Annotated in this window: 14 protein-coding genes, 5 tRNA genes and 3 rRNA genes; 1 reads left to right on the top strand and 21 read right to left on the bottom strand. The window is 42.1% G+C overall.

Annotated elements, in window-relative coordinates; all coding sequences use genetic code 11:
- Positions 1 to 87: 87 nt before the first annotated feature.
- The 21 genes from ftsH to ACZ5GY_RS03665 all read right to left on the bottom strand — a co-directional run bounded on the left by ftsH (position 88) and on the right by ACZ5GY_RS03665 (position 18,636).
- Positions 88 to 2,007, bottom strand: a complete 1,920-nt coding sequence (gene ftsH, locus ACZ5GY_RS03765; protein WP_213690783.1) for an ATP-dependent zinc metalloprotease FtsH — start codon at positions 2,005 to 2,007, stop codon at positions 88 to 90.
- A complete protein-coding gene (hpt, locus tag ACZ5GY_RS03760; protein ID WP_213690784.1) occupies positions 2,007 to 2,585 on the bottom strand; it encodes a hypoxanthine phosphoribosyltransferase in 579 nt (192 codons plus the stop codon). Before hpt ends, ftsH begins: the two co-directional genes overlap by 1 nt.
- A 7-nt stretch (positions 2,586 to 2,592) precedes the next feature.
- Positions 2,593 to 4,014 carry a tRNA lysidine(34) synthetase TilS gene (gene tilS / locus ACZ5GY_RS03755; RefSeq protein WP_213690785.1) on the bottom strand — a complete coding sequence of 474 codons (1,422 nt, stop codon included), beginning with the start codon at positions 4,012 to 4,014 and terminating at the stop codon, positions 2,593 to 2,595.
- A gap of 77 nt (positions 4,015 to 4,091) precedes the next feature.
- Positions 4,092 to 4,168 (bottom strand) — tRNA-Met (locus ACZ5GY_RS03750).
- 4 nt (positions 4,169 to 4,172) lie between these two features.
- Positions 4,173 to 4,249: transfer RNA gene (locus tag ACZ5GY_RS03745), tRNA-Met, on the bottom strand.
- A 77-nt stretch (positions 4,250 to 4,326) separates the two neighbouring features.
- Positions 4,327 to 4,412 (bottom strand) — tRNA-Leu (locus ACZ5GY_RS03740).
- Positions 4,413 to 4,483: 71 nt separating this feature from the next.
- Positions 4,484 to 5,902 carry a type II secretion system protein GspD gene (locus ACZ5GY_RS03735; protein WP_464112009.1) on the bottom strand — a complete coding sequence of 473 codons (1,419 nt, stop codon included), beginning with the start codon at positions 5,900 to 5,902 and terminating at the stop codon, positions 4,484 to 4,486.
- A gap of 202 nt (positions 5,903 to 6,104) precedes the next feature.
- The gene (locus tag ACZ5GY_RS03730) at positions 6,105 to 6,623 is read right to left on the bottom strand and encodes a hypothetical protein (RefSeq protein ID WP_464112008.1); all 519 of its coding nucleotides are present in this window, start codon (positions 6,621 to 6,623) and stop codon (positions 6,105 to 6,107) included.
- Positions 6,616 to 7,125, bottom strand: a complete 510-nt coding sequence (locus ACZ5GY_RS03725) for a hypothetical protein (protein ID WP_213691767.1) — start codon at positions 7,123 to 7,125, stop codon at positions 6,616 to 6,618. Before ACZ5GY_RS03725 ends, ACZ5GY_RS03730 begins: the two co-directional genes overlap by 8 nt.
- Positions 7,122 to 7,664 (bottom strand): hypothetical protein, encoded by a 543-nt coding sequence (locus tag ACZ5GY_RS03720; RefSeq protein WP_213695925.1) that lies wholly within the window; start codon positions 7,662 to 7,664, stop codon positions 7,122 to 7,124. Before ACZ5GY_RS03720 ends, ACZ5GY_RS03725 begins: the two co-directional genes overlap by 4 nt.
- A complete protein-coding gene (locus ACZ5GY_RS03715; RefSeq protein WP_213695924.1) occupies positions 7,649 to 8,428 on the bottom strand; it encodes a hypothetical protein in 780 nt (259 codons plus the stop codon). The genes ACZ5GY_RS03720 and ACZ5GY_RS03715 overlap by 16 nt, the downstream gene beginning before the upstream one ends.
- 127 nt (positions 8,429 to 8,555) lie before the next feature.
- Positions 8,556 to 9,095 carry a hypothetical protein gene (locus ACZ5GY_RS03710; protein ID WP_213691764.1) on the bottom strand — a complete coding sequence of 180 codons (540 nt, stop codon included), beginning with the start codon at positions 9,093 to 9,095 and terminating at the stop codon, positions 8,556 to 8,558.
- Positions 9,014 to 9,907: a hypothetical protein gene (locus ACZ5GY_RS03705; protein ID WP_464112007.1), complete on the bottom strand. Its 894-nt coding sequence runs from the start codon at positions 9,905 to 9,907 to the stop codon at positions 9,014 to 9,016. The genes ACZ5GY_RS03710 and ACZ5GY_RS03705 overlap by 82 nt, the downstream gene beginning before the upstream one ends.
- A gap of 264 nt (positions 9,908 to 10,171) precedes the next feature.
- On the bottom strand, positions 10,172 to 10,621 hold the full coding sequence (locus tag ACZ5GY_RS03700) for a prepilin-type N-terminal cleavage/methylation domain-containing protein (protein ID WP_213691761.1): 450 nt from the start codon (positions 10,619 to 10,621) through the stop codon (positions 10,172 to 10,174).
- 16 nt (positions 10,622 to 10,637) lie between these two features.
- Positions 10,638 to 11,828, bottom strand: coding sequence for a type II secretion system F family protein (locus tag ACZ5GY_RS03695; protein ID WP_213691760.1), 1,191 nt, complete (start codon positions 11,826 to 11,828; stop codon positions 10,638 to 10,640).
- Entirely contained in the window at positions 11,825 to 13,432 is a 1,608-nt protein-coding gene (locus tag ACZ5GY_RS03690; RefSeq protein WP_213695915.1) for a GspE/PulE family protein, read from the bottom strand. Before ACZ5GY_RS03690 ends, ACZ5GY_RS03695 begins: the two co-directional genes overlap by 4 nt.
- A gap of 182 nt (positions 13,433 to 13,614) precedes the next feature.
- Positions 13,615 to 13,730: ribosomal RNA gene (gene rrf / locus ACZ5GY_RS03685) — 5S ribosomal RNA — on the bottom strand.
- 66 nt (positions 13,731 to 13,796) lie between these two features.
- Positions 13,797 to 16,781 (bottom strand): 23S ribosomal RNA (locus tag ACZ5GY_RS03680).
- An 86-nt stretch (positions 16,782 to 16,867) separates the two neighbouring features.
- Positions 16,868 to 16,942, bottom strand: a tRNA-Ala gene (locus ACZ5GY_RS03675).
- Between the two features lie 8 nt (positions 16,943 to 16,950).
- Positions 16,951 to 17,027, bottom strand: a tRNA-Ile gene (locus ACZ5GY_RS03670).
- Positions 17,028 to 17,105: 78 nt separating this feature from the next.
- A 16S ribosomal RNA gene (locus ACZ5GY_RS03665) occupies positions 17,106 to 18,636 on the bottom strand.
- The 16S, 23S and 5S rRNA genes sit together here with 2 tRNA genes alongside, the layout of an rRNA operon.
- Positions 18,637 to 18,887: 251 nt before the next feature.
- Between ACZ5GY_RS03665 and ACZ5GY_RS03660 the strand changes: the two genes are divergently transcribed.
- Positions 18,888 to 21,209: a penicillin-binding protein 1A gene (locus ACZ5GY_RS03660; RefSeq protein ID WP_213690701.1), complete on the top strand. Its 2,322-nt coding sequence runs from the start codon at positions 18,888 to 18,890 to the stop codon at positions 21,207 to 21,209.
- Positions 21,210 to 21,273 lie beyond the last annotated feature (64 nt).

The following is a 21,273-nucleotide window of genomic DNA, read 5'->3' as shown; positions in this document are numbered from 1 at the left end:
CCTTTCTCCTTAGTCTATCATTCATGGCAGTAAAAAAAAGCGTGCCTGCAAGGAGTAGCAGACACGCTTAAGGTCGTTAAAGTAAAACTATACGGGGTTGCCGGCAACTTCAGGTTTAGCGCTGCCTTCATGCTGCGCTTCTTTTATTTCTTCTGTCTCAGTCTCTTTTGTCTGAGCATAATTCTGCTCTTTTACTTCTTCCTCCTGAGGTGCCAATCCCAATAGTTCATCAAGTTCCTTACCTTCTATAACTTCTTTCTCAAGGAGTGTACTCGCTACCATTTCAACTTGATCGTTCTTTTCAGTCAATATCTGTTTAGCCTTTTCATAACAACCGTCAATGATAGCTTTAACTTCTTGGTCGATCATATAGGCTACGTTATCACTATAATTTTTATCTTCAGTAATATCGCGTCCCAAAAAGACTTCCTGATGTTTATGACCAAGTTTAACAAGTCCAAGAGTATCGCTCATACCAAATTCGGTAACCATTCTTCGCGCAATTTGGGTAGCTCTCTCTAAATCGTTACCTGCACCAGTCGTAACATTTCCAAAGATAAGTTCCTCAGCAACACGTCCACCAAGAAGCACCGTAATTTGATTGAGCAATTCGGTTTTAGACATCAAGAAACGATCTTCCACCGGCAATTGCAACGTGTATCCCAAGGCCATGTGACCACGAGGAATAATAGAAATCTTATGCACTGGGTCGCAATCTGGTAAATATTTAGCAACAAGAGCGTGGCCAGTCTCATGATAAGCAATAATCTTCCGCTCTTTATCACTTACAAGGCGGCTCTTTCGTTCTGGTCCAGCAATAACTCGGTCAATACCTTCCTCAAACTCCGCCATAGTAACAAGATTCTTACCTGCCCGTGCGGCTAAAAGGGCCGCTTCATTCACAAGATTCGCTAAATCTGCACCTACGAAACCTGGAGTACGACGTGCTACAACGCCGAGATCAACATCATCTGCTAACTTCTTACTTCGAACGTGAACAGCCAATATTTCCTCGCGTCCCTTAACGTCTGGACGATCTACAACTATATGTCTATCGAAGCGACCAGGACGTAATAATGCTGGATCCAATATATCTGGTCTGTTTGTTGCCGCAATAAGAATTATCCCTGTTGATTCGTCAAAACCATCAAGTTCAACCAAGAGTTGGTTAAGAGTCTGTTCTCTTTCATCATGTCCACCACCAAGACCCGCACCACGATGACGTCCAACAGCGTCCATTTCGTCAATAAAAATGATACAAGGCTGGTATTTTCGTGCCTGCTCAAAAAGATCTCGAACACGAGCTGCACCAACACCAACAAACATTTCAACAAAATCAGATCCGCTTACACTAAAGAAGGGAACATCTGCTTCTCCCGCTGCAGCTCGAGCCAGTAAAGTTTTACCTGTACCAGGAGGTCCCAATAACAATACACCTTTAGGTACTCGTGCCCCCAACGCTCTGAATTTGCCAGGATCACGAAGAAACTGAACGACCTCACTTAACTCTTCTTTAGATTCATCACAACCAGCAACATCTGCGAACGTTACTTTCGGACGATTATCAAGGAAAAGCTTAGCTTTGCTCTTGGCAAAACTCATCACCTTGCCACCGCCACCTTGCATATTGTAAAGGAAGAATATCCACACTCCAATTAGAAGCAAGGTAGGGAAGAAGGAAGATATCATAGTAGCCCACCACGGCGTTTTTTGAGGGGCCTCTACTTGCACGTTAACGCCCTTGCTAGCTATTTCCTTTGCAAGATCTCCAGCACCAACAACTTCGGCCTGGAAACTTCTTCCATCTATAAAACGACCCGATATTGTATTTTCTTTAATTGTAATACTCTTAACTTGTCCCGTATCTACTGCTGTTAGGAACTCGGAATACGTAATCGCTTCAGATTGTTGTGGCCCATGCGCCGGAGATAAAAAAACGTTTACGAGGCTTACAACAAGCACAACGAGAATCAGGTACAATCCGAGGTTCTTAATCAATCGCCCCACTAAATATCGCCGCCTCTCATTGAATTACCCACTTCGGGGCTATCCGTATTTGTTTCAACTATATGAATAGATGGCAAATTTCGCCATTTTCCTGCATAATCCAATCCATACCCTACCACGAACTTATCAGGAATATCAAATCCTTTATAATCTACTTTCACTGGAACCTTTCTGCGTTCTTCTTTATCGAGGAGCACACAGACACGAACACTTTTTGGCTGACGTTCTTGCATCATACGAATAAGATACGACAATGTCAGACCGGTATCAACAATATCCTCAACGATGAGAACGTTCTTTCCCTTTATGCTAGTATCCATATCTTTTATTATCTTGACTATTCCACTTGTTTTAGTCGAATCACCATATGAAGATACAGCCATAAATTCCATAATAACATCAACATCTTTATCAATGTGCCGAATAAGATCGGAAAGGAATACAACAGCTCCTTTTAAAATCCCTACTGTTACCAGTTCTTCCCCTGCATATTCTTTGCTTATCTCTGTAGCAATCTCTTTTACTCGCTCTTGAATCGTCTCTTCAGACAAAAGTATATCTGAAACTTCATAGTTCATTTTATTGTTATCCCTCCAGAGCTGAAGAATGTGGCTCCAGCCTCAAAATTATCCATGGCCCACTCCAGGAATTTTTATTTGAAAACTCTTTGCTTGGCGTGGAAAAATCTTCAATAATTGGAATCCATCGCCATCTATCTTTATCACCAAAAAATGGCCATATTTTCTCTAACCACCAGGGGATTTTCTTCAATGTATTTTTTTCTGCCATTCCTCTTTTAGACGTTAAAGAAGAAAGAGAAAGACAAGAATCATTTCTCAAGGGATATACTCCCCAAAAAACCTTCAGAGAAGAATTCAAATGCTTAGGAACTGATTGTTTTTTTTCCCACGAAACAGACCAAACACCCCAATACGCCCGACCTTCCTCATCGTCAAAAGTCAACTCCAGTGGTGTAGCGTGAGTATTATACAGGAGTTTTGGATTTATCCATACCATAAAACCTGAACCGCAACAAATAAAAACTCTATTTTCCCATTGAAACAACCAACGTCCAGATTTTCTTATTGTTGACACTAAAGAGTTTAGTCTATTTCTTGTTAAAGTTTTTAAATTCAGATCTCTGCCTACGGCTCGTATAAACCAGGCAATTTCCTGATCCGAAAGAGAACGAATAAAAGCCAAATCTGCTGCGTAGAAAGAAAAAGGGAAATCACGTTTCGCCCATTGGAGAAGGAGCGCTCCCTGTTCCTCTTCTCTTTGTCTGTATTCTTGCATATCCTGAGCTAAATCTACAAGGTGTTGTCGCGTAGAAGGATTTATAGTTTTTTCCAACATAGGGATAACTTCATGACGGATTCGGTTCCGCGCGTACACAGTATCAGAATTTGTGGGGTCAGTTCTCCATGTAATGCCTCTCGCTGTTAAAAGGCGCTGCAAGTCTTCCCTCCACCAATTAATAAGAGGACGAACATATTGCTCTCGAACTTCAGGAATTCCGACAAGGCCAAAGGGGCCTGAGCCGCGACAAAGGTTGAAAAGAAGGGTTTCCGCCACATCATCAGCAGTATGACCCAAAGCAACAATTTCTGCTTGACATGAAGATGAAACATATTCAAGAAAGTCATAGCGTATTCTACGCGCTCCTTCCTCAAGCGTTTCACCCTTTTCAAGGAGTTGGGGAACAGCTACATGCTTTATTTGAAGATCGCAATGCCACTGCTTTGCAAGAGCTTTTACAAAGTCAGCATCTTCAAAAGAACTTTTTCCACGAATACCGTGTTCTAAATGGGCAACTACAACTTTTCCAGGCCAAAACTGAACAAAGAACCACAATAGCGCTACAGAGTCGCTACCTCCAGAGACAGCAACAACTGCAGGACCTTTTTTTCCTGCCCAGCCTTGTTTTTGAGCAACGGCCCAGAATTTACTACGTAAGTAAGGAAGAGATAATTCATATGGAAGTTGTTTTTCAATATTTTCTGTCATATCACACTACCACCTCCCACACAAGAGGTGAAACAAAAATGGCGGGAGATGAGTCTCCCGCCTTTAGTTTTTATATTTGGTGGCGGTGACTGGAATCGAACCAGTGACACTGCGGGTATGAACCGCATGCTCTAGCCATCTGAGCTACACCGCCAAATTGGTTGCGGGGGCAGGATTTGAACCTGCGACCTTCGGGTTATGAGCCCGACGAGCTTCCTGACTGCTCCACCCCGCGATAATCAACACATTGTATATACTAACTCGGTTGCCTTAACTTTGCAACTTCCTGCAACATGTTTTGCAACTTTTACGTGGTGGGCGAGGCGGGACTTGAACCCGCAAGAGCTAACGCTCGGGGGATTTTAAATCCCCTGTGTCTGCCGTTCCACCACTCGCCCTTGCTGCGAGGACAAGGGGAATTCTACATGACTCATGAGTTGTTGTCAAGTATGAAAGTTGTTCCGGTGACTCATTGCGGAAATGAAAGAATATATGGAACAACAACAATTACGACTTCATTTCGATCCCTTTCAACATATTGAGACGAAAATATCGACTTCAGAATTGGGATATCTCCTAAAACAGGGAACTTGTAATGGTTTTTCCTTTTCTGCTCCTTAAACAGTCCACCGATAACAAAAGGTTCTCCATCACGAATACGAACATGCGTCTCAACTTCTCTTGTACTTGTTTCAGGGTATAACTCTCCCCTGGCCCCTTCCCTCCACGAAATAACCTCTCCTGTTTGTATTGCTAATTTGATTGTTATAACTCCATCCCTTCCTACAAAAGGTGTTATTTCCAATTGGGGACCAACTTCTTCTGAAATATATGTGGGATTTCCTGCTTCATCACGAGTCGAAACATATGGATACTTTTGAACAAGACGTATACGAGCACGTGTTCCTTCTACAGTTATTACAGAAGGTTTGGCTAAAACATGGCCGCGCTCATCTTTTTCAAGCATGGTAAAAAGTGCATCCAACTTTTTAACGGCGCCGGAAAGTGGAGGATCTTCGTCCGCAAGCTGTTTCCTAGAACTTTTACTATATCTTATTTGTCCAAGGCTCCCCTTGCCATTATATGTAAGCATCCAATTTTTATAGATAGAATCAAGGCAAGAAGCAACTTCTTCCGATGCTCTATCTGATACTTCCACTATCCGTGCTTCTATCATTACCTGATTTCCTGGCCGATCTATAAGATCTATATAATGCTTCACGCTCTCCAATTGTTCACTATCTCCTGTGATATAGAGAGTATTAAGACGTTTATCTTCTATAATTTTCTTAATGCCTGTTGCTTGTTTTAAAATTTTTGCCACATCTTTTACGTTACTATAAGCCAATCTGAAACGTTCAGTATTTTTTGTCCTGAAAATATTCTCTAGATGCTCCGTTGTGCCTATAAAAAGTGTCTTTTCACCTAACATAGCAAATCGTAAATTATGCGACTTTAATAAATAAGAAAAAGCTTCCATAGCAGGTATATCTTCTAAAACTAATGTTATTTCTTTTTCAGGTACTGAATCATCTACAATTAAATTTAAATTCCAATACTCGGCAAAAAGTCTAAAAACATCGGATAAAAGAGCTCTACGGAGGGAAATAGAAACAGGATCCGATGTAAGTTTATTTTTTCCTTTTTGGGGCTTATTATCATCGTACATCTGATTATCGTTTCGCTTCTTAAGTATAAGAATTCTTTGAGGCAGCTGTTGATTTATTTTACTTTTCCAAGAAAGAGATAGATCGTTGGAATGAACTATCGTCATCTCTATATCATTTCCCTTTTGCTGTGCTTTGATGGAAGAAAGAAGGGGGAAATTGTACATACGTTTCCACTGCGAAGACGGGAGAGTAACCTGTTCCCAAAGCAACACTGTCATGTTAGGATGTTCCTCCGCTATCTTTGGACACGGTAGGTTTTCTCCCGATACGCGTATATACAGATTTTGAGATCCAACTTGTTGAACAGAAAGGCCTCTCATGACAGATATTTCTGCACCGTAACTTTCAGAATTTAATATAAAGAAACTTATAACAAATATTAAAAAAAACTTCTTTCTGACACGGGGAAATGGGGTTTTTCTAATCATTTCGTGTCCCTTTTAAGCTCTTCTTATCATCACGTAATTCTTCTATGTTGAGTTTTGAAAAATTCGATAATAACGTTTCTTTTTCGAGCATGATTCCTTTCATTTCATCAACATGATCAACAAGATAAAAAGTGCCCTTAGCTCCTTCAAGACATCCGGAAATAGTAAATGTTTCCTGGGTAGTTTTTTGTGAACCTTGTCTTTCCACATATGAATATTCCTGTTTTAAAAAGGGAGTTTTTCTACGATGAGTAGGAAAAAGTTGATGGGCGCAGTTTTCTCCCTCTCTTTCTTTTTGAAGAACACTATTTATTTTTTGGATCAATCGTTGATTATATGAATGACAATTGACGCTATCTTCTGCGGGAATAGCACACGAAGATTGTTCTTTGATAGATCTCTGGTAATAAGACGGCAACCCAAACTTTACGTTATAAAATAAAATACAAATGGCAATTCCCCAAAAAAGAGAAAGAAAGCTCTTTACAAAAATGGGTAATGATTTATCCATGAACGGCTTCACCTCTACGTTCTTTCAAGTAAACTTGCAATACCGTACAATTCTTTTTGGATTTTAATTCTCCAGACACAATAAAGTAGGGGCATCTATTTTCTTCACATCTTTTTAAAAAATAAACACAATCAGAATAGAGACCTTCCAGTCTAACTTTTATCTTTTTTCCATCTGAATTTTGTATAACATCACAAGCCAAGAAACTACAATCCTTTATTATTTTTGAAATCCATGCCAATGGGATTTGATTTTTATTTGTTGTATATTCAATCAAACTGCTTTTATTTAATATAGAGTATATTTTTTCGAATTGTTTGTTATCTTGGAGTAAAAAAGCAATACTTTGTTTTATCATTTTTTCCTCATTAGAATATTTCAGATACATATCATGTTTTTCCAGTAGCTGACTGTAAAGAGTTCTTAAGGAAATAGACATATACAAAGAAAACAAAACTATGCACGAAAAGAATATAAACTGGAGCAAACTTTCTTTTTTCATGATTTTTCTTCCTTTGCCATTAATAAAAACTTCATTTTAAAAGAATGCATCTTTTCTTTTTTTGAAAAATACGGAATCTCTATTTTTATATATCTGAATTCTGCAGACATATCATTACGCCAATTAAGAATTTCGTCGACTTTTCCCTCTCCAATAAGTAAAAGTTTGCTATCAGTAAAAGTAATGGAATCTAAGGTAACACTATCAGGAATAGAACAAAGAAGGTAATCCAAAATATAAGAATAATGGAAGGGATCTCTTCGCATCAAACTTAAAATTGATATACATTTTTCTCTCAGTTCAAGCTGCTCCTGCTCTAATTTGTTATGGAGAGTCGACAAATTTCTTATTCTCTTTCTCTTGAGCAATATCGCTTTATCGAACTCAGTAACATCTCGATGGAAGTTATAAGCAGCAAAAGTCCCTGTGACTATAAACAAAAGGAAAAAGCTCAAAAACCCCCAACGTTTAAACGTTGTATAAAGCGACGTTTTACCACTTCGAGAATGTGACTGAAGAAGATCTAATTTGATGTGCACAAAAAATCCCTCAACGCTAAACCTAAAGCTATTTCATATCCGACGATAGATTGGCCCTTGTCGTCTAAACTCCACATATTCTGCAAAGGGGGAAGCTCTCTCATATTAGTGGAAAAAGTTTTGAGAATAGCTTTTTTATCCTTTAATGCATGAGATACCCAAAACCAATGGGGGTTTTCGGGAAATGAATAATAAGGATTTTCATCTCCCAATAAGCCTTCTTCATCAAAGTCAATTAGCTCTGAAGAAATAACCCCCTCAGGAGAAATGTAGATTTTAATTACGTTATTACCCTTGGGACAAAAGACAGAAAGAGGTAAATAATCATCTTGATAAGGCCCTTGTAGCCCTCTTAGAAGTGCAAGTTGAGGAGGTTCAAGGCACGAGGCGCCTAATTTACATCGCTTCAATATTTTTAAAAATTTACTGACTGTTTTTCTAGAAGTCAGAGCGACCAAAAGTAACGATTCAGAAGAATCTTCTTGCTCTTTATAACAATAACTATCAAAACACAGATCTTCCCATTTTTTCTTTAATCTCCTTTGACATTCCCAACGAATTGATTTTTCAAGTTCATTTCTTTGCATAATCGGGAATTTCAATGTTTCAAAATATGTCTCTCTTATAGGCAAAGCACAGTTGAGCAAAGAGTTATGAGGAATCCCCATTTCATTCTTTATTTCCTTTATACGCGTCACCCAATCATCGAAAGTTTTAAAAAGCAAATTTTCTCTCGGAATAGTTTTTTTACATACCTTTTGCACAGCAAGATAGCCACCTTCCCACCCGAGAGATATATATCGAATCCAATTATTTCCGATATATAACCCACTCAATGGCATTTTTCTTTTCTTTTTTTTAAAGAAAGAAACAAACACTATTTATCCCTTCTTATTTATCGTTATTAGAATAGAATGACCATGTTTTTTCACATTTTTCGTTGTCAAATAAATTACGGATCATACACTCAACAACATAACGTACAGATTTTTCGGACGCTATTGAACGTAAATGATAGACAGCTGATTTTTTCCCCTCTATTGATTGAGCCGATAGAATAGAAAGATCAATTTTTACATGAACATCTTTACTATTAAAGGATGCTATATGAGCAGGTAGTTTGATATTACAGCTTTGCTGCTCTTTGCATAAAGGGGAAATATTTCCCTCTATCCAAAGTATTGCTCGGTTTATTCCTGAAACCGCAGCACAATGTAATCTGACTCCTCTATCAAAAGTTTTATTTACTTGTAATTTCTCGCTTAAGATTTCAAAAAGAAACGGAAAAAACAAGAGAAAAACTGATAAAAAAAGTAAGACGAATATAAAAATAAATCCCTTGTTTTGATCTACATGTTTCGAAGATAAAGGCCTGTCTTTATCTTCGAAGATTCTACTCCATGATTTTCCTTGCTTTGAACTTTTACACATACCTCAAGTACTCTCCTCTGACGGTCATATGTAAATAAAATCTTAGAAATACCATTTATAACAGGTTGAGTACTCTGCTTTGTGACATCATGAAAATAAAGGGCATCTTTCTTCCTTCGAGGTCCATTTTTAACATAAAATCTGGACGCTCTAAGAAAATGCAGCGAACTTCCTATAGGAATAGTTTGAATATCCTGGGAATCTTCTGCAAGTGTGAGGATTCTCCCTGAAAGATTTACAACTCGAAAGGGACGTGAAGCCCCTGGGAAAATAATCCAATTTACCGTTCTCATAGCCCTTCCTCCAAAGGTGGGCTCCACTTTGTTCCTATTAGGGGAAACAGAGAGTTTAACACGATGCTGAGAAGGAACTACTTCTACCACTTGTATACGAGATGGTATGGCATAAAGACACCTTAACTCATTTCCCCAATCTTTGCTCATACAAGTCGCTGCCTTATTAGGAACAATTTGTAACGGTGATTTCCAATAAGAAATTGAAGGAATATCTTTAAATAGCTCCGTAAAATTTTCTGATGGAGAAATACCCAATCCAGTATTAAGAATTTGTGGAAGGATAAACGAAAACACATGGGAAATTTTAACCTGAACTCTATATCCTTCTCGTATTCTGTAAATAATCCTTCCGGCGCTTCCTATTCCCTGCATAAATAAATTTGAGAAAAAAACAGTTATTGATAAAGCTATTATTACCTCAATAAATGTATGCCCATGAGAAAATATTTTTCTCTTTTTCCTGCGACTAATACCAAAAGAATATTTCATATAAACAGTTATTTCTATAAAGTTCATTTAAATTATAAGTAGATATTTTCACACAACCTTCTCCCCCTTTCGGGAAATGCTCCTCGCAGACATACAAACCGTTACATTGCATAGCAGATTCATTTGCTTCAACTAAGTACAAAACGGCAAGACCAGACATAAAGACTTTTCTACTTTTCTCTTGAGCTTTACTCAATATATAAAAATTGCTCAATATACCTGCTATAAGAGGGATAAGTATAGCTACGCTCACAACTATTTCTATAAAAGAGGCACCGCATGATTTTTTCCCTATTGCACCTTTACCCATACCCACGGTCCTTTTTCTGGATCATAAGGCGATACTGGTGGCTGGGATGACGATGAATTATAAAGTCCCGTCTCTGAAGCTTGCTTCTCAAGCTGTAATAATATGTTCTTATTAAACGGCCCTGTCCCAATGTATATTGAATCATCTTCCGTACAAATTACATATTGATTTTCATCAATACGAGAATCTAAATATGGTTCAAGAAGAGTCAAATCAGAAAGTAACGCTTCGTGGTCTCCAAAATCCACTGAATACATAAGATAGGCTAATTTCAATGTATTTAAATCGGAAGTAATTCGCACAGCCTTTGCCGAAACAACAGCTTTTCTCGCTGCTACAATAATTCCACCAGACAAAAGCCCGACCACTAAAAGAACGACAAGTAGTTCTATTAACGAAAAGCCCAATCTTTTTGCGGATAAGGACTTCATCACATATCTCCCCTTTCTAAAAGGATATATTTTGAAAAGTTTTAAACAATGGTAAGAATAATGCACTGATAAAAATAAGAAGAAAAACTCCTAGGCATGTTATCAAAATAGGCTCTATAAGAACCTCCAAACGTTTCATGTTTTGTTGTGAATCTTCATTGAGTTGAACAGATATCTGAATTAAAGATTCTATTAATGTTCCTGAACGTTCAGAAAGAGCTAAAATAGGGACAATAAGAGGGGGTAAATACTCTTTTTGAGTTAGTAGTGCTTGAGACAAAGAATGCCCCAAAGAAATATGTTCTGCAACAATAGAAAAGCTCTCTCTTATTTTTTTATTGCCAGAAATTTCTCCCGCAAGTTTTAATGCCTTTAAAAGAGGAATTCCCGATTTTAAAAGCACAGCTAACATCTGAAAGCTTCTGGCAAGGGATATGTTTCTGCATATTCTGCTTTTTGATAGCAACCAATGCCATGCACCTTTTCCTATAGATACATTGCATATATGATTGATACAATATATTGTTGCAATAATAGCGCCCCCACCAATAACACCAACGCTGCATATAATTTTTATCACTTTAAGAGAGATAGAAAATAATGGCGAAAATACTATTCCCAAATCATTTAGTGTTGATTCTAATTGCGGCAAGACTTTAAAAAAAAGGATATTAATTACAACAAGAGATACTAATGCAACAAAAGCAGGGTAAAAAAAGGCACTGAATAACCTCTTTTGAAAGGTTCTTTTCCACCTAAAATGGGAAGTTAAGTGTTGAAGTACCGTCAGCAATTCTCCACTTTCTTCACCGGCACGGATAATAGAGATAACCCCTATTGGCCATTTCCCTGAAAGGTGAAGGGATTCACTAAGGGAGTGCCCGTGCAATAATTTCTCATTTACACGCTTTACTAATCGGCTAACTAAAGGTTCTTCCATCTCTTTCTCTAAGAGGCAAAGAGCTTGAGAAAGAGTTCCTCCCATGGAAAGCATTGCAGAAAGATGATTAAAAAAAAGAGATAAATGAGTCAGAGAAAGGGTAACGCGCTTCTCTTTTTTAATCACTAAACGAATTCGCTTTTTGAGAGAAATAACAAAGAGGCCACTCTCGTGAAGGATGGCTAAAGCCTGTTCCTCAGAATCAGCCTTTAATGAACCTTCTGTCTTTTGCCCAGTTGAGGTGCGTGCAGTATATGAAAAGGTCAATTTAATACCTCATTAGGCATAGGCATATCCGAAGAAAGTGACGCAATTTCTTTCATCGTAGTCAAACCTTTTCTGACCTTCTGTATTCCATCTTCTAATAAAGATTCCATTCCTTCTTTATGTGCTTGCTCTCGAATAAATTGGACAGGAGTTTCTTGAAAGAGCAGTTTTCTAATTGCATTGGAAACATATAAACATTCAAAAACTCCTATTCTGCCTGAAAAACCTGTTCCACCACAAGAAGGACATCCAATTAGAGATTTATTGCTTTCCACGTTATTTTTGCAATGGGGACAAACTCTTCTTACAAGGCGTTGAGATATAACTGCTTTAAGTGCCGATACGACAAGAAAGGGAGGCACGCCCATTTCCATAAGGCGCAAGGGGGCACTTGCAGCATCTTCCGTATGCAAGGTTGATAAGACCAAATGTCCAGTAAGTGCCGCTCGCACAGCAAGGTGAGCCGTTTCTGTATCTCTTATCTCGCCGACAAGTATCACATCAGGATCTTGTCGAAGAAGAGCACGCAAAACTACGTTGAAGCTACGCCCTGCTTTTTCATCAACTTGTATTTGATTTACTCCCCAATGAGTTCTTTCAATAGGATCCTCTATAGTAGTTACATTTAATGAATCGGCATCAATTTCATCTATTAAGGCATGTAGTGTTGTTGTTTTGCCACTACCAGTTGGTCCCGTGACAAGAAGGAGTCCTTCACGTTTTGAAAGCAGTTTAAAAATAAGGGTCATAACTTCTTCCTTTAGTCCGAGTTGGTCTATATTTGTAGGAATATATGAAGACCCCAAAAGGCGTAAAACTACCTTTTCGCCATAAAGAGTTGGAATAGAAGCGACTCTTACATCAAGGGGGGATTGTTTTTTTTGAAGACAAAATCGACCATCTTGAGGTCGCCTTTTATCAGATATATCCATTGACGACATGACTTTTATTCGTGAAATCACCGTTGAGTGAAAAGAGGAAGAAAAAACGTATTCTGTGTGACAGAAACCATCTACACGAAATCTAACGCGACTCCAATCGGAAAGTTGTTCGATATGAATATCAGAAGCTTGTTTTTCCACAGCTTCATGTAATATGCAATCAACAAACTTTACTGCGTCATTTGAAGAGAGAGAGGAACTCTCTTTAAGTTTCAGAGAAAAACGTAATCGTTCAATGGAAGTACGGATTCTGGTTAATGGTGCTAAAAAAGCAACAATATCAAACTTATGAAGATCAAGTTTCGTAATAATATTTTTAGGTAAAAAGGGATCAAAAAGGGCTATAACCAATTTATTTTCCTCAGAGGAAAATAATAACGGCACTATATCCATATCTATCATGCTTTTATAAGGAAACAACTCTTTAAATTCACTTATCGGTGGAAATAAAGGAAGGTATGCTTCGGGCATATGAGTAGCTGCCTTTATGCAAGAAAAAATATCTTCTTCTTTGTGGGGAAAGTACTGTAAAAGAAGTCTAGCAAGTAAAAAAGGAGCTTTCTTATTGTAAAAAGAAACTTTTTGTTGAAGAAAATCATGAAATTCTTCTATGTGAGAAAGAAATATGCAAAATCTATTCCACGATAAATCAGAAACGATCACAAACACCACCCGCATCCAATCGATGCTAAAACCATACCATATGTAATCATTTCTTTCAGAATGGAAAAGTCGGGAAGTCTGTAAATAAGAGGGAAGATGAATATTTAATCCTATTTCTTCGCAGCGCCGATGTAAAAACACGTTTTTTCGAAGAAGATCACAATGAAAGGATAAAAAAAGATCTCTGGCGGCGACCTACTCTCCCACAGATAGCCTCTGCAGTACCATCGGCGCTGGAGGGCTTAACTTCCGGGTTCGGCATGGAACCGGGTGTGACCCCTCCGCTATTACCACCAGAGATCTCAAACTTTTATTCTTTCGTACTCTAAACACAGAAATCGAGGAAAGAAAACCAAGAGAAAGTGAGAATAAGGCCTCGATGTATTAGTACCGGTCAGCTAAGAGCCTCACAACTCGTACACTCCCGGCCTATCTATCCTGTCGTCTTCAGGACACCTTACTTCCCTATCGGAATGGGGTATCTCATCTTGGAGGCGGCTTCCCGCTTAGATGCCTTCAGCGGTTATCCGACCCGAACATAGCTACCCGGCTTATGCAGCTGGCGCTACAACCGGTACACCAGAGGTTCGTCCACTTCGGTCCTCTCGTACTAGAAGCAGATCTCCTCAAATACCCTACGCCTATGGTGGATAGGGACCGAACTGTCTCACGACGTTCTAAACCCAGCTCACGTACCGCTTTAATGGGCGAACAGACCAACCCTTGGGACCTGCTTCAGCCCCAGGATGCGACGAGCCGACATCGAGGTGCCAAACCCTGCCGTCGATAGGAACTCTCGGGCAGGATCAGCCTGTTATCCCCGGGGTAGCTTTTATCCGTTGAGCGACGGCCCTTCCACTCGGAACCGCCGGATCACTAAGACCAACTTTCGTTCCTGCTCGAAACGTCTCTCTCACAGTCAAGCCACCTTATACCTTTGCGCTCTCTATGGGCGATTTCCATGCGCCCTGAGGTGACCATTGCGCGCCTCCGTTACTCTTTAGGAGGCGACCGCCCCAGTCAAACTGCCCACCTGACACTGTCCTCTGTGTCGTTTCAGACCTCAAAGTTAGAACTTCGGCATGTCAAGGGTGGTATCCCAACAACGGCTCCTGCAAAACTGACGTCCTGCATTCTCAGCCTCCCACCTATCCTGTACATAACAGACCAAAATCCAATATCAGGCTACAGTAAAGCTCCACGGGGTCTTTCCGTCCCACCACAGGTAACTGGCGTCTTTACCAGTACCACAATTTCACCGGGTCCCTCGTTGAGACAGTGCTCAGATCGTTACACCATTCGTGCAGGTCGGAACTTACCCGACAAGGAATTTCGCTACCTTAGGACCGTTATAGTTACGGCCGCCGTTTACTGGGGCTTCATATCAAAGCTTCGCTTACGCTAACCTCTCCATTTAACCTTCCAGCACCGGGCAGGTGTCAGTCCCTATACTTCGGCTTGCGCCTTATGCAGAGACCTATGTTTTTAGTAAACAGTCGCCTGAGCCTGGTTTCTGCGACCACCCTTAGCTCTGTATCGTATATACACATCACCAGAGTGGCACCCCTTCTCCCTAGGTTACGGGGTCAACTTGCAGAGTTCCTTAACGAGGGTTTTCCCGCTCACCTTAGCCTTCTCAGCTAGCCCACCTGCGTCGGTTTCGGGTACGAGCAGCTTAAGACCTCCCTAGAGGCTTTTCTCGACAGCCGAGCTTCAATGACTTCGGTTCCGTAGAACCTCCCCTTCAGGTCTCAGAACTAACATCGCGGATTTGCCTGCAATGCCTTCCTACTCCCTTGGACCGGGTATTCCATCACCCGGATCACCTAGCTTTCTGTGTCACCCCTTCAGTAATAACGGTCTCAGGCTGGGGCAGGAATGTCTACCTGCTATCCATCGACTACGCTCTTCAGCCTCGCCTTAGGTCCCGCCTAACCCTGGGTGGATGAACCTTCCCCAGGAACCCTTGGGCTTCCGGTGAGTACGTTTCTCACGCACTTCTCGTTACTTATGCCGACATTCTCACTTCCATACAGTCCACACGACCTCTCGGTTCGGCTTCACCCCGTACAGAACGCTCCCCTACCGATAGTTGATACTCATCAATTATCCCGCAGCTTCGGCAGTATGCTTAGCCCCCTACATTTTCGGCGCAAAAGTCCTCGACCAGTGAGCTGTTACGCACTCTTTAAAGGGTGGCTGCTTCTAAGCCAACCTCCTGGCTGTCCAGGCACTCTCACATCCTTGCCACACTTAGCATACACTTTGGGACCTTAGCTGACGGTCTGGGCTGTTTCCCTCACGACCACGGACCTTCTCACCCGTAGTCTCACTCCCGCAATACAGTTATGGTATTCGAAGTTTGGTTGAATTTGGTAGGACCCCAGTCCCCCGCATCCATCCAGTGCTCTACCCCCATAACTGAACTCGCAAGGCTGCACCTCAATGCATATCGGGGAGAACCAGCTATCACCGCACTCGATTAGCTTTTCACTCCTATCCACAGCTCATCCAAGTCTTTTTCAACAGACAATGGTTCGGTCCTCCATCCGGCTTCACCCGGACTTCAACCTGGCCATGGATAGATCGTACGGCTTCGGGTCTATTAAACGAAACTCGCGCCCTATTCAGACTCGGTTTCCCTACGGCTCCAGTGCTAACGCACCTTAACCTCGCTACGTCTAATAACTCGTCGGCTCATTTTACAAAAGGCACACCGTCACGCGCCATACATCGCTGTATGGTTGCGCTCCGATTGCTTGTAGGCACACGGGTTCAGGTCTATTTCACTCCCCGCCAGGGGTGCTTTTCACCTTTCCCTCTCGGTACTGATTCACTATCGGTCACCAGTAGTATTTAGCCTTGGATGATGGTCCACCCTGATTCAACCGGAATTCCACGTGCTCCGGCCTACTCGGGAGATGTCTACAGAGTACATTTCCTGTCACCTACAGGGCTGTCACCTTCTATGGCGTGCTTTCCCAACACACTTCAACTAGAAAATGTATTGATAACTCTGTCGTGAGCCTGCGGACTCACTTTGACATTCCCTCGACCCCAAATACACAACGACCGCAGTCTTGACATGTATTCGGTTTAGGCTCTTCCCCTTTCGCTCACCACTACTCAGGGAATCTCTTCGATTTCTCTTCCTCCGGCTACTGAGATGTTTCACTTCGCCGGGTTCCTTCCCTTACGGGATGCCTGTACTCCTACAGGCGGGTTGCCCCATTCGGATATCTGCGGATCAATGGTCGCTTGCACCTCCCCACAGCTTTTCGCAGCTTGCCACGTCCTTCATCGGCTACTGGTGCCAAGGCATCCACCGTATGCCCTTTATACCTTATTCTCTTACTTTCCCTCGATTACTTCCCTCTATTCCTATGTCAAGGTACAAAAGCGAAACTTTATATTAATTTCTATTTGGTTTACAAATGGTGGAGATGATCGGATTCGAACCGACGACTTCCTGCGTGCAAGGCAGGCGCTCTCCCACTGAGCTACATCCCCAAAAAAAATGGTGGGCCGAAGAGGATTTGAACCTCTGACCTCACGGTTATCAGCCGTGTGCTCTAACCAACTGAGCTATCGGCCCATCACAAGATGGGAAAAAAACAGTGCGTAAAGAAAAGCTTAGCATAGCCTTTAAAAAAAAGCTATTGTTTCTCCTTAGAAAGGAGGTGATCCAGCCGCACCTTCCGGTACGGCTACCTTGTTACGACTTCACCCCCCTCACCAGACACACCTTCGACGGATCCTTCCATTGCTGGTTAAGCCTCCGGCTTCGGGTGCACCCAACTCGGGTGGTGTGACGGGCGGTGTGTACAAGGCCCGGGAACGGATTCACCGCGGCTTGGCTGATCCGCGATTACTAGCGATTCCTCCTTCATGTAGTCGAGTTGCAGACTACAATCCGAACTGAGACCGACTTTGTGGGATCTGCTTGCCTTCGCAGGCTTGCTTCCCGCTGTATCGGCCATTGTAGCACGTGTGTCGCCCTAGGCATAAGGGCCATGATGACTTGACGTCGTCCCCACCTTCCTCCAGCTTGTCGCTGGCAGTCCATCCAGAGTCCCCGACTCTACTCGCTGGTAACTGGATGCAGGGGTTGCGCTCGTTGCGGGACTTAACCCAACATCTCACGACACGAGCTGACGACAGCCATGCAGCACCTGTGTACGCTCTGTACCCGAAGGTACAGTCCTTCACCTTTCAGATCCGTACCACGTACATGTCAAACCTAGGTAAGGTTCTTCGGTTTGCATCGAATTAAACCACGTGCTCCACCGCTTGTGCGGGCCCCCGTCAATTCCTTTGAGTTTCAATCTTGCGATCGTACTCCCCAGGCGGAATGCTTATCGCGTTAACTCCGGCACGGATGCCTCTCGACACCCACACCTAGCATTCATCGTTTACGGCCAGGACTACCGGGGTATCTAATCCCGTTCGCTCCCCTGGCTTTCGCGCCTCAGCGTCAGTTGCTGGCCAGTAAGCCGCCTTCGCCACTGGTGTTCTTCCCGATATCTACGCATTTCACCGCTACACCGGGAATTCCGCCTACCTCTCCAGCACTCTAGATACCCAGTTTCAACCGCATACATGAGTTGAGCTCATGCCTTTTACAGCTGACTTAAATATCCGCCTGCGCGCCCTTTACGCCCAGTAATTCCGGACAACGCTCGTCCCCTACGTATTACCGCGGCTGCTGGCACGTAGTTAGCCGGGACTTCCTCGTATGGTACCGTCACTTCCTTCTTCCCATACAACAGAGGTTTACGACCCAAAGGCCTTCTTCCCTCACGCGGCGTCGCTGGGTCAGGCTTGCGCCCATTGCCCAATATTCCCCACTGCTGCCTCCCGTAGGAGTCTGGACCGTATCTCAGTTCCAATGTGGCCGGTCACCCTCTCAGGCCGGCTACCCGTCATCGCCTTGGTAAGCCCTTACCTCACCAACTAACTGATAGGACATGAGCCCCTCCTTCAGCGGATTACTCCTTTCACCTCTCGGCATATGGGGTATTAGCAGCCGTTTCCAACTGTTGTCCCCCTCTGAAGGACAGGTTCTCATGCATTACTCACCCGTCCGCTACTAAGAACACATCATCTCTCCTCCGAAAAGTCGTGATGATATGCCTCCGTTCAACTTGCATGTGTTAAGCACGCCGCCAGCGTTCGTCCTGAGCCAGGATCAAACTCTCCATGAATTTCTTGTATTGGCTCGCTTTACATTTACGCACTGTATTCTCTTTTCAAGCTTCGTTTGTTTTTCAGCTCGTTGCCCTAACCGGCAACGGCGAAAAATATACCACGCCTTTGAATGGAATGCAAGCCCTTTTTCAACTTTTTATAAAAAAACTTTTGAGATGGTATAATTCTTCCATTGAAGTTGGCAGTACACGATATAGTTATTATATTGAAAGTATAGTGTTGCCCATGTATAGAGGAGGCTTCAGCAATGACACAAAAAGAATCAACGCCAGAAGAAAAGAAGAAGACTAAGAAATCATCATATTCTGGCAAACCCAGTTTCCTTCGAAAAATAATTTTACTGTTCCTTTTGGTCGTATGTGCAAGCATAGCAGTTATTTCCGTTTGGGGAGCTTTATTTGTCAGAGAAATTTCGGAAGAGCTGCCGACGACTACTCAAATATTAGCTCATAAAGAGAGTGTTGCAAGCACTGTTTATGATCGTGATAATCAAGTTATAGCACGTTTATTTACAGAAAATAGAAAGCCAGTACAACTGAAAGATGTTTCTCCATGGATGATAAAGTGTACATTGGCTGCAGAAGACTCTTCTTTTTATCAACACAGTGGAATCCGCCTCCCTGCCATAGTACGTGCATTGATGGTCGACATATTGCATCGTGGCGCTAGACAGGGAGGAAGTACCATTACCCAACAATTGGCGCGTAATCTTTTCTTGACTCATGAAAAAACCATAAAAAGAAAAGCAAAAGAGATTATGCTGGCTATCCGAATGGAACAGCTTTTTTCAAAAGACAAAATTTTAGAGATGTACCTTAATACCATTTACTTTGGACACGGAGCATGGGGTGTTGAAACAGCAAGTAAAACATATTTTGGGAAAGAGGTAAAAGACCTCAATCTTCACGAAGCAGCTGTAATGGCTGGCCTGATAGCTGCACCAGAGCGTTATAGCCCACTAAACAATATGGGAAATGCTAAGAAACGACAGGGCTATGTTCTGGGACGTCTCGTTGATTTGGGATGGATTAACAGTGAGACTCGCGATGCTGCCTATAAAGAAGAAATCGTATTAAAACATACTCCCAATAAAGTCACAGAATACAATAGAGCTCCTTACTTTGTTGCGCACTTGCTTTTTAATTATTTGTTACCTAAATATGGAGCAGATCTCGTTTACAGTGGTGGAATGGAAATACATACGACGCTGGATTTAGATCTGCAAGAAGAGGCTGATGCTTCCATTCAAACGTTGAAGAGCCAAGGGGCTCTCATTGCCATGGACCCTCTCACAGGAGAGGTGTTAGCCATGACAGGCGGCAAAGATTTCTCAAAGAGTAAATTCAATCGGGTTACACAAGCTTATCGTCAACCTGGTTCTGCTTTTAAACCTTTTGTTTTCGCAGCAGCCTTAGAAAAAGGGATATTGCCAACAGATCATTTTCTTGACGCTCCCCTCTCATACGATATTCCTGGAGAAGAAAAGAAATGGGAACCAGGAAACTATAGCAATAAATATAACGGAGAAGTAACGGTACTTGATGCCCTCATACACTCATACAATACTGTGGCTGTACGAATGGCAGATCTCATAGGAGTAACCAATGTTGTACATATGGCTCGAAGTGCAGGGATTACGTCTCCACATTTGCCTTATGACCTTTCTTTAGCACTGGGAACAGCGAGTATAACACCCATGGAAATGGCTGTCGCCTTTTCTACTTTTGCAAATGGAGGACATCTTGTAAGCCCCTTCATGATTCGTGAAATCCGATCAAGCAATGGTGATGTTCTCGAATTTCATACTCCCGAAGTCAAGGATGGGATTTCTCCGACAACAGCTGTTGTCATCCGATCACTTATGGAAGATGTTGTTCAAGCTGGAACAGGTCGACGGGCACGCATTCCTGGCTGGGAAACTTTTGGAAAAACTGGAACAACAAATGATTACAGCGACGCATGGTTTGCTGGCGGAGTTCCTGGACTCGTTACAATCGTTTATGCTGGTAACGATGATCATAAACCATTAGGAAGGAATGCGACTGGAAGTGCTATCGCCGTTCCCGTCTGGAAACGTTTCATGGAAAAGGCCGTGAAGGTTCTTCACCTTCCTCAATCATTCGACATTCCAGAAGGCCTTTCTGTAGAAGCAGTACAAATATGCAGAGAATCAGGCTTTTTAGCTAGCCCTAACTGCCCTGCCGCTACTATTTTCTTACCTACGGGGTCAATACCGACAACAATATGCCCTCTTCACGGGGGAGAATTATTTGCCAGTCAAAACGATCCTCAAGCACCCAGACTCTATCTACTTCCGCAAGATGAGGAACATTATTACACATATGCAACTTTTCCAAACGGCAATATTCCTTGGACGTTCCCTGGAACAGAAGGCACAGAACCAGGTCTATCTCCCCTACAAAAGCAGCCTATTCCATCCCAGAAGCCTGCTGAAGAGTCCAATGTTCCCACGGGAGATGCAAAACCCTATGAAAATGATCCAAGCCCTGCTAAGACCATTGAAGATAGGTATCAGGATCTTTTAAAGCAGTATGGCATTACAAACTAAGAGATAATGACGATGGAAGCAAAAAAAGAGGGCTGAAATTAATTTCAGCCCTCTTTTTTACGCT

It is taken from the genome of Aminobacterium thunnarium (assembly GCF_055390565.1).
Note: the sequence above shows the minus strand (reverse complement) of the source record. Positions and strands in the feature narration are given on the sequence as shown.